Raw genomic sequence first — 15,261 nt, 5'->3', positions numbered from 1 at the left:
ACAGCCCGGTGCGGGTCCAGGCACAGAAGCCTCTGGCGCCGGCAGGGCGCGGGTCCGTTGTGCCCACCCGTTCCGCCCCAGCGGAACGACTGCCCCCAACGGGGGCGGCGGGGGTACCGCCCGGCGGGCGCGCCCACAACGGGGGCGCGGGGTGGGCACTGCCCAGGCGGGGCGGCGCCCACAACGGTGGGGGCACCGCCCGGCGGGCGCAGCCCACAACGGCGGGCGCGGGGGTGGGCGCCGTCCCGGCGGGGCGCGGGGTCAGGTGGGGCGGGTGAAGCCTGATTCGTAGGCCAGGATCACCGCCTGGGTGCGATCCCGCGCCCCCAACTTCGCCAGCACCGCCGCCACATGCGTCTTCACCGTCGCCGGCCCGACCCCCATCCGCCCGGCGATCTCCGCGTTCGTGAGGCCCGTCGCGACCAGGCGCAGCACCTCCGCCTCCCGTTCGGTGAGCCGTGCCGCCCACGGCGGCGGCACCGGCGGCCGGCGGCGGGCGTGCTCGGCGGCCAGGCTCCGCACCGCCGCCGGGTAGAGCAGCGAGTCGCTGCGCGCGACCAGCCGGACCGCGCTCACCAGTTCCTCCGCCGCCGCCCGCTTCAGCAGGAAGCCCGCCGCGCCCACGCGCAGCGCGTCGTACACGTAGGAGTCGTTCTCGAAGGTCGTCACCACCACGATCCGCGGCGGCTCCGCCATTCCGGCGAGGATCTGCTCGGTGGCCCGGATCCCGTCGATCTCCGGCATCCGCACGTCCATGAGGACGACGTCCGGCCGCTCCGCCCGCACCACCGACACGGCCTCGGCGCCCGTGGACGCCTCGCCGACGACCCGGAGGCCGGGCTCCGCGTCCAGGATGACCCGCAGCGCCGTACGCACCATCCGCTCGTCGTCGGCGAGGACGATCCTGACCTCCGCCTCCGGCGCGCTCATCGGGGGATCCTGACCGCGAGGCGCCACACTCCGCCCGCCGGGCCCGCTTCGGCGGTGCCGCCGAGCAGCCGGGCCCGCTCGTCGATCCCGAGCAGGCCGCGCCCGCCGTCGGGCCGGGTGACCGGGGGACGGTCGGGCAGGGGGTTCTCCATCGTGATCTCCAACTCCTCGGTACGGGCGTCGAGCCGTACGGTGACGGGCGCGCCGCCCGCGTGCCGGGCCGCGTTCGTCAGTCCTTCCTGGACGATCCGGTACGCCTCTCGCGACAGCGTCTCCGGTACGGAGCCCAGGGCCCCGCCCACCGTCAGCGCCACCCGCGGCCCCGCGCCCCGCACCAGGGCCTCCAGGGCGTCGAGCCCCGGGCCCACGCCCTCTTCGGCGCCCTCGCCCCGGCGCAGCAGTCCGAGGGCCCGGTCCAGTTCGCCGACCGTGCGCCGGGTGGTCTCCTCGATCGCGGTCAGCGCTTCCCGCACGAACTCCAGGTCGGCCCGGTCGCCGTCCAGGGTCCGGCGGGCCGCGCCCGCCTGGAGGGTGACCGCGCTCAGGGCGTGGCCGACCGAGTCGTGCAGTTCGCGGGCGAGCCGGTTGCGGGCCTCCGCCTCGGCGGCGCGCCGCTCGGCCGCCGCGAGCCGGTCCGCCGGGCTGGGGCCGAGCAGCCGGGGCGCCTGCCGGGCGAGCAGGGCCCCGGTCGCGGCGGCGACGGCGGCGAGCGCGAGCAGCATGAGCAGCCCGGCCGGCACCGCGCCCCAGATCAGCCAGGCCGCGTCCAGGCCCCAGAGCCGGCCGATCTCGGTGTCCCGGAGCCCCGGCGAGAACGGCAGCGCGAGGACCGCGACCGCGAACGGCGGCAGGGCCAGCGTCGCCCCGCTGACGAGCGCCCCGGCGCCCAGGTGCAGGGTGAACCAGGCGGCCGTCCGGGCCCTGGCCCGCCGGCCGCGCGCCGGGCCGTCGGCGAACCGGTCGGCCGGCACCCCGCACAGCGTCCGCGCCGCCGCCACCGACATCGGCCGGGCGAGCGGGAAGAGCGCGACGGCCGCGGCGAGCGGCAGCCCCACCGCGTACGCCCCGAACTGCATCCCGAGACCGCCGGTGAACATGCCGCCTTCGTCGAGCAGGGGTCCCGCGACGAGGGTGCCGACCATCCAGAACGGCATGAACAGCGCGCCGCCCAGGATCAGATGGAGCCAGCGCAGCCTGGCCCGCTGCCCGAACAGGGCCGTCACCGGTCTCACGCCCCGGCGCTCCGCCGCCGCAGGAACAGCGCCACGCACGCGGCGAGCAGGAACCCGGTGATCATGTCGCCAGCGTAGGACAGCTGTACGAGCCCGGGGACCTGCTTGCTCGGATCCGCATCCGGCAGCAGTGCGACGAGCGACAGATAGGCGCCCCAGCAGCCCGCGGCACCCGAGGCCGTCCAGGCCAGGGCGAGCGTGGTGCGCACCCGGAGCCGGGCGGGCCGGCGCAGCACCAGGAGGAGGGTGAGGGCGACGGCGACGGCGAGGAAGCCGAGCCGCTGGGCCTCCAGGACGTAGTCGTCGGAGTCGCGTTCGGCGATCAGCCGGGCGGACAGGCCCGCCGTCGAACCGGTGGCCCACAGCAGATGGAGCGTGGCGGGCACGAGCGCGACGACCGCGCCGGCCACGGCGAGGGCCCGCGCCCCGGGCCCGGACGTGCGGGCGGACAGCCCGCCGAGCCGCCCCTGCCACAGGTGCCCCCAGCGGTCCCGGGCGTACAGGGCGAAGAGCGTGCCGAGGGCGAGGCCCTGGAGGATGAAGCCGCCGTACACGACGCCGAACACCCAGTCGTCCAGGAAGGGTTCACCGGATGCGGCGGCCTTCCGGTCGCCGGTGAGGAGGGCGGCCGCGAGCTGCGCCGGGTAGCCGGTCATGATCGGGGCGAGCAGTCCGGTCGCCGCCCACATGGGGAGGGCGAGGAGCCAGGCGGGGAACCGCCGGCCCCAGGACTGGGTGAGCAGCAGGGCGAGGACGACGACGAGGACGTCGGCGACCACCGAGACCGCGTTGACGATCGCCATCATCTGCCGGTGCTCCAGGAGCACGCTCCCGGCGGGGATCCCGATCTCGCTGCCCGCCACCCAGGCGACCTTGAGCGAGACGTACGGGAGGCAGGCGAGGATCGCGAGGACGCGCAGTGCCCGGCGGACGGCGCTCGGACGGTGACCGGCGGCGGGCGCCGGAGCGGGGAGGGACGCGGTCTGTGTCATGGCCCCACGCTCCCGCGCGGGCCCCGGCGCCCACCTCCTGCCGAGCGGTGAACCGCCTCCGCCGCACGGGGGAGGCGCTCTCCTCCCGGAGCTCTGCCCATGACTCCCCGACGACGGAATTGGCCCAGGTTTCCAGTGATCGATTGACCCTGTGGGGCGGGTCAATGGCCGCCTAGGGTGGTGATCATGAACGAGACCGAGAGCTTCGCCCCGCTCCTCACCCGCGCCGCCACCGCCGAGACCACCGCCGACCCGAGCAGCGTGATGACCCTCCTCGCCGACTCCGACACCACCGGCGGGCAGCTCACCAGCTACCGGTCGACGTTCGCGAAGGGCGCGGTCGGCGCCCCGGCGCACTTCCACACCAAGGCCTCGGAGATGTTCTTCGTGCTCGGCGGCTCGCTCCAGGTCCTGGTCGGCGAGGAGCTGACCGTCCTGGAGCAGGGCGACTTCCTCCTCGTCCCGCCGCACACCCCGCACGCCTTCGCGGCGGCGCCCGGCGCCGAGGCCGACGTCCTCTTCGTCTTCACCCCCGGCATGGCCCGCTTCGACTACCTGCGCCTGCTCGGCCGCGTCATGCGGGGCGAGGCGAGCTTCGAGGAGATCAAGGCCTCCTCGGAGCAGTACGACAACCACTACGTCGAGAGCCCGGTCTGGCAGAAGGCCCTCGCCGACCGCGCGTGACCCGCGGCGGGCCGGAGGTTCAGAGGCGGCGGGTCGCCAGGGTCAGCCGGTCCCGCGCGTCGAACAGCGCGTCCTTGATCAGCTGCTCGTGGGCCGGGGTGAGCCGTGCCACCGGCACCGAGCAGCTGATCGCGTCCCGCGCCGGGGTCCGGTAGGGGATCGCGACGCCGAAGCAGCGCAGCCCCAGGGTGTTCTCCTCGCGGTCCACCGCGTAGCCCTGCTCGCGGACGACCCGCAGCTCCTCGATGAGCTCCTCGCGGTCGGTGATCGTGTGCTCGGTCAGCGCCGGGAGCGTCTCCGGGAGGAGCTTGCGCACCTGCTCGTCGCTGTGGGTGGCGAGCAGCGCCTTGCCCAACGAGGTCGAGTGGGCGGGCAGCCGGCGGCCGACCCGGGTGAACGGCCGCAGGTAGTGCTGGGACTGGCGGGTCGCCAGGTAGACGACGTTGGTGCCGTCGAGCCGCGCCAGGTGGATGGTCTCGGTGGTGTCGTCGGAGAGCCGGTCGAGGGTGGGCCGGGAGGCGGCCACCACCTCGTCGCCGTCGATGTAGGAGGTGCCGACGAGCAGCGCCCGCACCCCGATCCCGTACCGCGTGCCCGTCGCGTCCGTCTCCACCCAGCCCAGCTCGACCAGGGTGCGCAGCAGCATGTACAGGCTGGACTTGGGGTAGCCGACGGCCTCCTGGACGGCGGCGAGCGAGTGCATCCCGGGGCGTCCCGCGAAGTACTCGAGCAGCTCCACGGTCCGCACCGCGGACTTCACCTGCGCCCCACCCGCGTCTGCGGTCGCCATGCCCCTCGCCCCTCTTCCGTCGTCCGGCCGCCCCCGGCCGCCCCGGCCGAACGGGGCCCTTGTGGAGACGGCCGGGCCGTCAATAGAGTCCCGCCCAGATGCGTTCATCTACGGGAACTGCGTTCAGAATAGCGAACAGGGGCGTGGCGGTGGCGGCAGAACCAGTGTGGAGCGTGGACCCCCGGACGGGGAAGCCGCGCGAGCAGGTTGCGGTGGAGGCCACAGCCGAGGAGGTCGACCGCGCCGTCAGGGCCGCGCACGCCGCCCGCGAGGCCCTCGCCGACCGCACCGCGCGGGCCGCCTTCCTCCGTACCGCCGCCGACCTCCTCGACGGCTCCGGCGCGCACGTCGTCGAGGCGGCCGACGCCGAGACCGCCCTCGGGCCCGTCCGCCTCACCGGCGAACTCGCCCGCACCACAGCCCAGTTGCGGGCCTTCGCGGACGTCGTCGAGGACGGCTGGTTCCTCGACGTGCGGATCGACGCGCCCGACCCCGAGGCCGTCCCGCCCCGGCCCGACCTGCGCCGCTGGAAGATCCCGCTCGGCGTCGTCGCCGTCTATGCCGCGAGCAACTTCCCGCTCGCCTTCTCCGTCCCCGGCGGCGACACCGCGAGCGCCCTCGCGGCCGGCTGCCCCGTGGTGGTCAAGGCCCACCCCGACCACCCCGCCACCTCCGAGCTCTGCGCCTCCCTGCTGCGCCGGGCCGCCGCCAAGGCCGGGCTCCCCGAGGACGTCGTCGTCCTCGTCCACGGCTTCGACGCGGGCGTGGAGCTCGTCCGCCACCCGCTCGTCGCGGCGGCCGGCTTCACCGGCTCGATCCGCGGCGGCCGTGCCCTCTTCGACGCGGCCGTCACCCGGCCCGTCCCCATCCCCTTCCACGGCGAACTCGGCTCCCTCAACCCGGTCGTGGTCACCGAGGCCGCCGCGGCCGAGCGCGCCGAGGAGATCGGCGCCGGACTCGCCGGCTCCATGACCCTGGGCGCCGGCCAGTTCTGCACCAAGCCCGGTTTCGTCCTCGCCCCCCGGGGAGCGGACGGCGACCGCTTCCTCGACGCGCTCACCGCCGCCGTCAGCGAGACCGAACCGGCCGTCATGCTCGACCGCCGCATGCGGGACGCCTTCGTCGCCGGCGTGGCCGAGCGCGCCGCCCTCGCCGGCGTCGACACCCCGGTCACCCCCGGAGCGGGCGGCGTCCACACCGTCAGCGCCGGAGTCCTCGCCGTCGACGCCGCCGCGCTCGCCGACGGCGGCCACCACCTCCTCCTGGAGGAGTGCTTCGGACCGGTCACCGTCGTCGCCCGCTACTCCACCCGGGAGGAGGTGACCGCCGTCCTCGGCCTGCTGCCCGGCAACCTCACCGCCACCCTGCACATCGCCGAGGAGGACGCCGCCGCCGCCCCGCTGCTCGCCGAACTCACGCCACTGGCCGGCCGCGTCCTCGTCAACGGCTGGCCCACCGGCGTCGCCGTCGCACCCGCCCAGCACCACGGCGGCCCCTACCCCGCCACCACCTCCACCTCCACCTCGGTCGGCGCGACCGCGATCGAGCGCTGGCTGCGCCCGGTCACCTACCAGTCGACCCCCGACCACCTCCTGCCCCCGGAGCTCCGCGACGGCAACCCGCTGGGAGTGCCGAGGCGCTGACGCCCCTCAGGGGGAGACGCGCACCACGATCTTCCCGAGGTGCGTGTTCGACTCCATCAGCCGGTGGGCGTCGGCGATCCGCTCCAGACCGTCGAAGGTCTCGGCGATCACCGGCGCCAGGGAGCCGTCCCGCAGCCCCGAGCCGATGAACCCGGCGGCCCGCCGGCGCCCCTCCTCCGTCCGGGCGAGGGCCCCGTTCGCGTACGCGTGCGTGGTCAGCGGCCAGTTCATCGACAGCTCGATCGGCCGCGGGTCCAGCCAGCCGTAGAGGACGGCGGTGCCACCGGTCCGCAGCGCGTCGCCGAGCCGGGCGAAACCGGGCCCGCCGATCGCGTCGAAGGCCAGGTCCGCGCCCGCCCCGCCGGTGATCCGCCGCACCTCCTCGACCAGGTCCTCGGTGTCCGTGACGATCACGTGCGCGGCCCCCAAGTCCAGGAGCCGCTTCCGCTTCCCCTCGCCGCGGGTCGTGGCGATCGGTACGGCTCCGACCCGCAGCGCCGTCTGGATCGCGGCCGTCCCCACCCCGCTCGACGCGCCCGTGATCACCACGTGGTCGCCGGGGCGCAGTCCGCCGGTCAGCACCATCCCGCCGTACGCGGTGAAGTAGCCCAGCCACACGGCCGCCGCCGTCACCGCGTCCACCCCCTCCGGCCGGGCCACCACGTACTCCTCCGGGAGCACCACCCGCTCCGCGTACACGCCGTACGTCCCGAACTCGAAGTTGGCCGCCGCCATCACCGGGTCGCCCGGCGCGTACGCCGTGACCCCCGCGCCGACCGCCTCCACCACGCCCGCCGCCTCGTAGCCGAGCCGCGAACCCGGCAGCGTGGCCGGGTAGTAGTAGGCGCCGGAGCGGAACAGCGCCTCGGCACGGTTCAGCCCGATCGCCTCCACCCGGACGAGCACCTCTCCGGGGCCGGGGGCCGGCAGCGGCACCTCCTCGACCCTCAGGACCTCGGGACCGCCGAGCTCGTGGAACAGAACAGCCTTCGTCGTCATGCCTGTTGTCGTCATGACCCCGACGCTAGGAGGGCCGAGGGAGACGATCCATGTCTCCCCGGCTCCGCGTCATGTCCGATCGTCTCGTGCGCTACGGTTCGGGCCATGGACGTACTGAGCGATGCCATCGCCGTCATGCGCACCGGACGCCCGCACTCCTCCCGCACCGTCCGCTTCGCGCCCTGGGGCCACCGCTTCCCCCCGAGCATGGGCGCCGGATTCCACGTCCTCCTCCAGGGCACCGCCTGGCTGCTGCCCCCGGACGACGGCGCCCCCGTCCGGCTCGGTCCCGGTGACGTCGTCCTCGTCGCCCACGCCACCGGGCACGGCCTCGCCGACCGGCCCGACACCCCGCTCGTCGACGCCGTGCGCGCTCCCGACGGCTCCTGGCCCACCCCGCCCCACCGGGGACCCGTCGGCGCCGAGGAGACCCTGCTGCTCTGCGGCGCCTACCAGCTCAGCCGGGCCCACGCCCACCCCCTGCTCACCGAACTGCCGCCGTACGTCCACCTCCCCGCCCGGGTCGGGGCCCATCCCCGGCTGCGCGCCGCCGTCGACCTGCTCGGCGCCGAACTCGCCGAGCCCCAGCCGGGATCCGACGCGATCGTCCCCGCCCTCCTCGACACCCTGCTCCTGTACCTGCTCCGCACCTGGTGGCTCAGCGAGCGCGCCGACCGTTCCACCGGCTGGTCGGCCGCGCTGAGCGACCCGGCCGTCTCGGCCGCCCTGCGCGCCCTGCACGGCGACCCCGCCAGGGCGTGGACGGTCGAGGAACTGGGCGCGCTCGGCGGCCTCTCCCGCGCCGCCTTCGCCCGCCGCTTCACCACCCTCGTCGGACGTCCGCCCCTCGCGTACCTCACCTGGTGGCGCATGACCACGGCGGGCCGCCTCCTCCGCTCCGAGGACCTCCCCCTCCGCGCGGTCGCCGAACGCTCCGGATACTCCTCGGAGTTCGCCTTCGCCAAGGCCTTCAAGCGGGAGTACGGGGTGGCGCCGGGCCGCTACCGCAAGGGTGCGCAGGGCGTTAGCGGAACGTCAGTGGAACGCCAGGGGTGACGGCCAGACTGGTTCCCGCACCGCCCCCCTCACCCGTACTGGAGTCTCATGTCCCGCCCCACCCCCCGCGCCACGGGCGCCGGATCGCCCCGGCGCTCCCGTCGGCTGACCGGCCTCGTGACGGCCGCCTGTCTCGCCCTGGGAGCCGCGCTGCTGACGCCCGTCCCCGCCGATGCGGCGGGGTCGACGAACCAGGACGCCTACCGGAACATCGGGCAGCCGGACCGGGCCGAGTGGATGTGGGGCGTCGCGAGCGACACCCCGCTCTCGAACATGTCCATCCCCGGCACCCACGACACGCTCTCCGTCCACGGCGGCACCAGCGTGCAGACGCAGGAGGACTGGGGGGACGGCGCGGACACCCTGACGGCGCAGCTGGAGCGGGGCATCCGGGCCATCGACATCCGGGCCCGGGTCTCCGGGGGATCGGCCTTCACGATCCACCACGGCGTGTACTACCAGCAGGCCAACTTCGACGACGTCCTGACCAAGGCGCAGTCCTTCCTCCGCGCGCACCCGACCGAGACGATCGTGATGCGGCTGAAGTCCGAATGTCCCTACTCGGGCGCGGGCACCTTCGAGTGCGCGCACGACCCGAAGTCCGTGACCCCGGCGACGGTCAGGTCGATCTTCGCCGGCTATGTGGCGAAGTACCCCGGCCTCTTCTACACGCCCTCGACGTCGGGCTCCGGCAGGGCGGAGGTCCCGACGCTCGGGCAGGTCCGCGGCAAGCTGGTCCTGGGCAGCTTCGACAGCGTCGACAGCGACGGCTACGGGATCAAGGGCTTCAACGACCGCAAGGAGGACCACTGGGCGGCGGAGACCGTCGCGGAGAAGTGGGGCTACGTCAAGGGCAACGTCGACCAGGCGCGCTCCGGCCGCCCCGGTGACATGTACGTGACGTACTCGTCCGCGTCCAACGCCCCCTTCGGCCTGCTGCCGTCCGACTACGCCGGCGGCTGGAAGCTGGGCAACGAGAACGGTGACATCGTCCACGAGGAACCCGGTGTCAACGTCCAGCTGATGAAGCACCTCAACAGCAGCACCGGCCGCGTCGGCGTCGTCATGACGGACTTCCCCGGCTGGGGCCTGGTCAACGCGATCATCGACCACAACGCCGACAACGCGGTCAAGGGCGGCAACCGGACGATCTGGCTGGTCAACGCCGACAAGACCTACGTCAACAGCCTGTACGGCCGCTGCATGGTGCGGGGACCCGAGTTCGACAGCTCCAGGACCGGCGGCCTGGTCACCCAGCGCGAGTGCCAGTCCTCCCCGCCGAGCAGCCACCAGTGGGGGGCCGAGAAGCCGTCGACGTACGACGGCAAGGGCTACTACTGGATCAAGGCGAGCAACGGCAAGTGCCTGACCGTCCCCTACAACAACGGCACCCCGCCGGGCTCCGGCACCCAGCTCTTCTGGTGGGACTGCGAGACCCGCTGGTTCTCCGGCAGCCAGCTGTGGAACGTCATCCCGACCAAGCTCGCCACCGCCACCGGGTCCCGGCCCGCGTACCAGTTCATCAACAACTGGACGGGCCTGTGCCTGTCGATGGACCCGGCCACCGCCACCACCGCGGGCGGCAAGGTGACCCAGGAGACCTGCTCCAAGTAACGCCCGCCCGGCAGGGGGCCGGCGCGCGACGCGCCCGCCCCGCCCACGCCCCAGGCCGTCCTTTCCCCCGAAGGGCGGCCTGGTCGTCCCTCCTCGGCGCCTAACGGTTCCGGCGGCGCGGCAGCCGCAGCGAGGCCAGGGCCGTCAGGGTCAGCAGACCCGCGCTGATCAGGAGGCTCGTGCGCAGGGCCGTCTCCATGTCCCGGGCCGCGAGCGAGCCGAAGACCGCGATCGCGAGGGCGCCGGCCGTCTGCCGGACCGCGTTCAGGAGACCGGCAGCCGTGCCCGCCCGCTCCGCCGGGACGGCCTCCATCATCGCCGCGATCAGCGGCGGCAGGGAGAAGCCGGCCCCGAGCGCGAGCGGCACGAGCAGGAGGGCCTGTGCCGGCCGCGAGGAGTCCGCGTCCACGGTGAGCAGGCCCAGGAGCCCGGCCACCGCGACCGCCTGGCCCAGGATGATCGGCAGCCGCGCCCCGTACCGCGCCGCCACCTTCGCCGACAGGACGTTCACCCCGGCCAGCAACCCCGTCATCGGCAGGAACATCAGCCCCGCGCCGAGCGCCGAGAGCCCCAGCACCTGCTGGAAGAAGAGGCCGAACACGAAGACCATGCCGTAGAAGGCCACGCTGTTCGCCGAACCCGCCGCGACCGCCACCGCCACCGTCGTGTTCCGGAACAGCCCGAGCGGCACCATCGGATGCCGCCGCCGCGCCTCGACCAGCAGGAACGCGGCGAAGGCGACCACCGCGAGCCCCAGTGCCCAACGGCCCTCCACGCCTCCCTCGATGGCTGCGAAGGTCAGCGCCCCGAGCGCCGTCATCGCCGTGAGCTGCCCCGGCAGGTCCAGCGGGGCGGGCCGGCGCGACGAGCGGGCCACCCGGGTCAGCAGGACGAGCGCGAGGAGCCCGAGGGGCAGGTTGATGAAGAAGATCCCGCGCCAGCTCCAGGCCGTGGTCAGCGCCCCGCCCGCGACCGGGCCGAGGGCCACCGCGACCGTGCCGCCCGCCGCCCACAGCGACACCGCCCGGGCCCGCCGCCCGGGATCGCCGTACGCCTCCCGTACGAGTGCCAGCGAGGCCGGCAGCATCACGGCCGCCGCCGCGCCCTGCACCGTCCGGGCCGCCAGGAGCCCGGGCAGGCCGGGGGCCAGACCGCAGGCCGCCGAGGCGAGCGTGAAGACGACGACCCCCGCCCCGTACGCCCGGCTCGCCCCGACCCGGTCGGCCAGCGCCCCGCTGGAGAGCAGCAGCGCGGCGAAGGCCAGCGTGTACGAGTCGACGACCCATTGCAGACCCGTCATCCCGGCCCGGAGGTCCGCGCCGATCGCGGGCAGGGCGACGTTGACGACGGAGGTGTCGAGGGTGATGAGGGCGAAGCCGAGCATGGCCGCGGCGAGCGCGGGCCCGGGGGAGGGGGTGCTGTGACGGACAACGGGCTTGGGGATGAGGACTGTTGAGGCCATGTGCCCAGCTTCGTGACCTGCGAGCCCGTACAGTAGTGGCTCGAATGCCATACGACCGGAGGTTCTGGCCATGCCCGTCGGTTCCCGTGTGCGCCGCGTCGCCGTGATCGCGGCCCCGCCCGTCTCGATGTTCAACCTGGCCATCCCGGAGATGCTCTTCGGCAAGGTCGAGATCGACGGCCGGCCCGGGTACGAGACGGTCATCTGCGCCCCCGACCCGGGGCCCGTCACCACCACCGGCGGCCTCGACCTGGTCGTCCCGCGCGGGCTCGACGCCGTCGAGGGGGCCGACACCGTGATCCTCGCGGGCAGCGGAGCGTACGAGGATCCCGACCCGCGCGTCCTCGACGTCCTGCGCGCCTCCGCCGGCGAGGGCAAGCGGATCGCCTCCATCTGCACCGGTGCCTTCGCGCTCGCCGAGGCCGGACTGCTCGACGGCCGGGCGGCGACGACCTACTGGGCCTACCGGCCGCTGCTCGCCGCCCGCCACCCGGCCGTCGACCTCCAGGACGACGTCCTCTTCGTCCAGGACGGCCCCGTGCTCACCTCCTCCGGATACGCGGCGGGCATCGACCTCTGCCTGCACGTCATCCGCACCGACCACGGCGCCGCCGTCGCCAACTCCGTCGCCCGGCTCGCCCTCGTCGCACCCGTCCGGCCCGGCGGCCAGACCCAGTTCACCCAGACCCCGCTGCCGCCCGAGCGCGGCGTCTCCTTCGCCGACACGCGCGCGTGGGCGATGGCGCACCTCGACGAACCCCTCGGCCTCACCGACCTCGCCCGGCACGCCGGGGTCTCCGTCCGCACCCTCTCGCGCCGCTTCCACGCCGAGACCGGCGTCAGCCCGCTCCAGTGGCTGCTCCACCAGCGCGTCGAGCGGGCGAAGGAGCTCCTGGAGACCACCTCCCTCGGCATGGACCGGGTGGCCCGCGCGAGCGGCCTCGGCTCCGCCGACTCGCTGCGGCAGCACGTCCTGCGCCGCACGGGCCTCACCCCGAGCGCCTACCGGTCCTCCTTCAACCGCCTGACGGGCGCCGACGCCCCCTGACGCGCGGTGCTCCTGCTCACACCGGGGCCGGAAACGGAATGAAACGGACCGCCGGACGCGTTCCCTCCGGCGTACACACCCCCGTACACCCCACCGGCAATCCCTCGGAGAGAAGTCACATGCGCGTCGAGATCTGGAGCGACATCGCCTGCCCCTGGTGCTACATCGGCAAGGCCCGCTTCGAGAAGGGGCTCGCGGCCTTCGCCCACCGCGACGACGTCGAGGTCGTGCACCGCTCCTTCGAGCTCGACCCGAACCGCGTCAAGGGCGACACCGGCCCCGTCCTGGAGATGCTGGCGAAGAAGTACGGCCGCACCCTCGACGAGGCCCGCGCCATGGAGGCGCACGTCGCGTCGAACGCGCACTCCGAGGGCCTCGCCTACCTCACCGACGGCCGCGACCACGGCAACACCTTCGACATCCACCGGCTGTTGCACCTCGCCAAGGAGCGCGGCCGCCAGAGCGAGCTCCTGGACCTGGCCTACCGCGCCAACTTCGCCGAGGAGCGCTCCGTCTTCGACGACGGGACCCTGGTCGCGCTGGGCGTGGAGGCCGGTCTCGACGAGGCCGAGGTCCGGGCCGTCCTCGCCGACGGGTCGGCCTACGCCGACGCCGTACGGGAGGACGAGCGGGAGGCCGCCGAACTCGGCGCCACCGGCGTGCCGTTCTTCGTCCTCGACCGCCGTTACGGCGTCTCCGGCGGCCAGCCCGCCGAGGTCTTCACCCAGGCCCTGGAGCAGGCCTGGCAGGGCCGCGTCCTCCAGCCGGTCGGCTCCGACGCGGAGGTCTGCGGCCCGGACGGCGCCTGCGAGGTCCCTTCGGCCTGACCGGTCATCGACGACTCGACGGTCGTCGCCGTCCCCGGCCTCGGGGACCGGGCGGGCGCCCTGCACGACGCGGGCGTCCTGCTCTCGGCCCGCGCGGGCAACCTGCGGGCGTCGTTCCGCCTGTACAACACGGCGGCGGACGTGGACCGCGTCCTGGCGGGCTGAGCCCCGAAGGACGACCCCGGCAGGGTGAGCCGGCCCGGCGGGCTCGGGCCGAGCCTCAGCAGACCGGGCCCGTGCCCTCCTCGCCCGCCTCCTCGGTCAGGTTTCCGCCCACCAGGCCGAGCAGGCGGGCGAGCTCCGCCCGGTCGGCCGGGGCGAGACCGGCGAGCGTGCTCTCCTCCAGGTCCGCCCACGCGCCCTCGACCCCGGCGCGCAGGGCCAGGCCCGCGTCCGTCGCCTCGACCAGGACCGCGCGCCGGTCGGCCGGGTCCGGGCTGCGGCGGACGTAGCCGCACTGCTCCATGCGCTGGAGCATCTTCGTCACCGTGGAGGGGTCGAGCCCGAGCGACTGGATGAGTTCCGACTGGCGGACCGCCCCGCAGTCCCACAGCCGCATCATCATCAGCTCCTGGCCCGGGTAGAGGCCGAGGTCCCGCAGCCGCCGGCCCATGGCGATCCGGTGGAGCCGCGCGACCCACGCCAGGGCGTGGCTGACGGTCCCGCCGCACCCGGCGGGCACCGGGGGCGGGGCGGACGGGACGGTACAGACGGGGTCGGTTCCGGACATGCGGGCTCCTCGGGACGGCTCTCCTCCCCAAGATTACCTTCGGACGACAGATTCCCTTGGCTGGCCAAGTAAATGGGTTACAGTGGCATCGGCCCAATTAATTGGCCGACCACATATTCTTGTGAGGGACAGCCGTGACCACTGCATTCGACCCGATCGACCTCGCCGGCACCCGTCTCGCCAACCGCATCGCGATGGCCCCGATGACCCGCAGCCGCGCCAACGGCGAGGACGGCACCCCCACCGCGATCGTCGCCGAGTACTACGCCCAGCGCGCCTCCGCCGGACTGATCATCAGCGAGGGCGTCCAGCCCGTCCCCGAGGGCCAGGGCTATCCCAACACCCCCGGAATCCACAGCCGCGCGCAGATCGCCGCCTGGCGCGAGGTCACCGACGCCGTCCACGAGCGCGGCGGCCGGATCTTCGCCCAGCTCATGCACTCCGGCCGGATCGGCCACCCCGACCTCCTCGACGGCGACCTCCACCCCGTCGGCCCCTCGCCCGTCGCCGCCGCCGGCCAGGTCTACACCCACGAGGGCCCCAAGGACTTCGTCACCCCGCGCGAGCTCACCGGCGACCAGGTGCGCGAGGCGATCGCCGGCTTCGCCTCCGCCGCCCGCAACGCCGTCGAGGCCGGCTTCGACGGCGTCGAGATCCACGGCGCCAACGGCTATCTGATCCAGCAGTTCCTCGCTTCCGGATCCAACCACCGCACCGACGAGTGGGGCGGCCCGGTCGAGAACCGCATCCGCTTCGCCGTCGAGGTCGTGAAGGCCGTCGCCGCCGAGATCGGCCCCGAGCGCACCGGCCTGCGCATCTCCCCGGCCAACACCCTCAACGACATCAGCGAGACCGACACCGAGGAGCTCTACACCCGGCTGCTCACCGCGATCGAGCCCGTCGGCATCGCCTACCTCCACGTCCTGGAGACCTCCCCCGAGCGCCGCCCGCTCGTCCTCGACCTGCGCAAGCGGTTCGCCGGCGCCTTCATCCTCAACCCGGCCACCGGCGCCGACCCGACCGGTGCCGAGTCCCTGGCCCTGATCGAGGACGGCACCGCCGACCTCGTCGCGTACGGCAGGCTCTTCATCGCCAACCCCGACCTGCCCGCCCGCCTGCGGACCGGCGGCCCCTACGCCGCTCCGGACCCCGCCACCATGTACGCCGGAGGCCCCCAGGGCTACATCGACTACCCCGCGCTCTGAACCCGGGTACGGGAGAGGGGCGGGGGTCACGGACCCCCGCCCCTCTCCC

General features: G+C 74.3%; 14 protein-coding genes and 1 pseudogene. 8 read left to right on the top strand and 7 right to left on the bottom strand.

Translation table 11 applies throughout. The annotated features are described in order from the left end of the window. Nucleotides 1-261: 261 nt before the first annotated feature. From ACIGW4_RS32895 to ACIGW4_RS32885, 3 genes are read right to left on the bottom strand one after another with little or no spacing between them, the layout of a single operon-like run. Nucleotides 262-930, bottom strand: coding sequence for a response regulator (locus ACIGW4_RS32895; RefSeq protein ID WP_398711496.1), 669 nt, complete (start codon nt 928-930; stop codon nt 262-264). Further along, on the bottom strand, nt 927-2,162 hold the full coding sequence (locus ACIGW4_RS32890; RefSeq protein ID WP_398711494.1) for a sensor histidine kinase: 1,236 nt from the start codon (nt 2,160-2,162) through the stop codon (nt 927-929). The genes ACIGW4_RS32895 and ACIGW4_RS32890 overlap by 4 nt, the downstream gene beginning before the upstream one ends. Then, complete coding sequence (locus ACIGW4_RS32885; protein ID WP_399584780.1) at nt 2,159-3,154, bottom strand: hypothetical protein; 996 nt, start codon at nt 3,152-3,154, stop codon at nt 2,159-2,161. The genes ACIGW4_RS32890 and ACIGW4_RS32885 overlap by 4 nt, the downstream gene beginning before the upstream one ends. A gap of 186 nt (nt 3,155-3,340) precedes the next feature. Between ACIGW4_RS32885 and ACIGW4_RS32880 the strand changes: the two genes are divergently transcribed. After that, nucleotides 3,341-3,838 carry a cupin domain-containing protein gene (locus ACIGW4_RS32880; RefSeq protein ID WP_399584777.1) on the top strand — a complete coding sequence of 166 codons (498 nt, stop codon included), beginning with the start codon at nt 3,341-3,343 and terminating at the stop codon, nt 3,836-3,838. Between the two features lie 19 nt (nt 3,839-3,857). Here ACIGW4_RS32880 and ACIGW4_RS32875 read toward each other — a convergent pair whose 3' ends face one another. Further along, complete coding sequence (locus ACIGW4_RS32875; RefSeq protein WP_123451071.1) at nt 3,858-4,628, bottom strand: IclR family transcriptional regulator; 771 nt, start codon at nt 4,626-4,628, stop codon at nt 3,858-3,860. A 149-nt stretch (nt 4,629-4,777) separates the two neighbouring features. Here ACIGW4_RS32875 and ACIGW4_RS32870 point away from each other — a divergent pair, with 149 nt between their 5' ends. Then, nucleotides 4,778-6,271 (top strand): aldehyde dehydrogenase (NADP(+)), encoded by a 1,494-nt coding sequence (locus tag ACIGW4_RS32870; RefSeq protein WP_399584774.1) that lies wholly within the window; start codon nt 4,778-4,780, stop codon nt 6,269-6,271. 6 nt (nt 6,272-6,277) lie between these two features. Here the strand turns inward: ACIGW4_RS32870 and ACIGW4_RS32865 are convergent, their stop codons facing one another. Continuing rightward, a complete protein-coding gene (locus tag ACIGW4_RS32865) occupies nt 6,278-7,285 on the bottom strand; it encodes a zinc-dependent alcohol dehydrogenase family protein (RefSeq protein ID WP_123451067.1) in 1,008 nt (335 codons plus the stop codon). 90 nt (nt 7,286-7,375) lie between these two features. Here ACIGW4_RS32865 and ACIGW4_RS32860 point away from each other — a divergent pair, with 90 nt between their 5' ends. Next, nucleotides 7,376-8,326, top strand: coding sequence for an AraC family transcriptional regulator (locus ACIGW4_RS32860; protein ID WP_123451065.1), 951 nt, complete (start codon nt 7,376-7,378; stop codon nt 8,324-8,326). A gap of 48 nt (nt 8,327-8,374) precedes the next feature. Continuing rightward, nucleotides 8,375-9,940: a phosphatidylinositol-specific phospholipase C domain-containing protein gene (locus tag ACIGW4_RS32855; RefSeq protein WP_359589352.1), complete on the top strand. Its 1,566-nt coding sequence runs from the start codon at nt 8,375-8,377 to the stop codon at nt 9,938-9,940. 100 nt (nt 9,941-10,040) lie between these two features. On the opposite strand, the gene ACIGW4_RS32850 is transcribed toward ACIGW4_RS32855, so the two are convergent. Beyond that, nucleotides 10,041-11,402 (bottom strand): MFS transporter, encoded by a 1,362-nt coding sequence (locus ACIGW4_RS32850; protein WP_398711486.1) that lies wholly within the window; start codon nt 11,400-11,402, stop codon nt 10,041-10,043. A 70-nt stretch (nt 11,403-11,472) separates the two neighbouring features. On the opposite strand from ACIGW4_RS32850, the gene ACIGW4_RS32845 reads away from it, so the two are divergent. From ACIGW4_RS32845 to ACIGW4_RS32835, 3 genes and pseudogenes are all read left to right on the top strand, one after another. Next, nucleotides 11,473-12,450, top strand: a complete 978-nt coding sequence (locus tag ACIGW4_RS32845) for a GlxA family transcriptional regulator (RefSeq protein WP_398711484.1) — start codon at nt 11,473-11,475, stop codon at nt 12,448-12,450. A gap of 119 nt (nt 12,451-12,569) precedes the next feature. Then, the gene (locus ACIGW4_RS32840) at nt 12,570-13,277 is read left to right on the top strand and encodes a DsbA family oxidoreductase (RefSeq protein WP_399584770.1); all 708 of its coding nucleotides are present in this window, start codon (nt 12,570-12,572) and stop codon (nt 13,275-13,277) included. Then, nucleotides 13,278-13,442 (top strand): annotated as a pseudogene (locus ACIGW4_RS32835) (aminotransferase); the annotation flags it as partial. 55 nt (nt 13,443-13,497) lie between these two features. Here ACIGW4_RS32835 and ACIGW4_RS32830 read toward each other — a convergent pair. Then, nucleotides 13,498-14,007, bottom strand: a complete 510-nt coding sequence (locus ACIGW4_RS32830) for a MarR family winged helix-turn-helix transcriptional regulator (protein WP_398711482.1) — start codon at nt 14,005-14,007, stop codon at nt 13,498-13,500. A gap of 134 nt (nt 14,008-14,141) precedes the next feature. Here ACIGW4_RS32830 and ACIGW4_RS32825 point away from each other — a divergent pair, with 134 nt between their 5' ends. Beyond that, a complete protein-coding gene (locus ACIGW4_RS32825) occupies nt 14,142-15,212 on the top strand; it encodes an alkene reductase (RefSeq protein ID WP_398711480.1) in 1,071 nt (356 codons plus the stop codon). The last annotated feature ends 49 nt before the right edge of the window (nt 15,213-15,261 follow it).

It is taken from the genome of Streptomyces sp. NPDC053513 (genome assembly GCF_044544765.1).
In the GTDB taxonomy this organism is placed as follows: domain Bacteria; phylum Actinomycetota; class Actinomycetes; order Streptomycetales; family Streptomycetaceae; genus Streptomyces; species Streptomyces litmocidini.
This window is presented reverse-complemented; position numbering and strand designations above follow the sequence as displayed.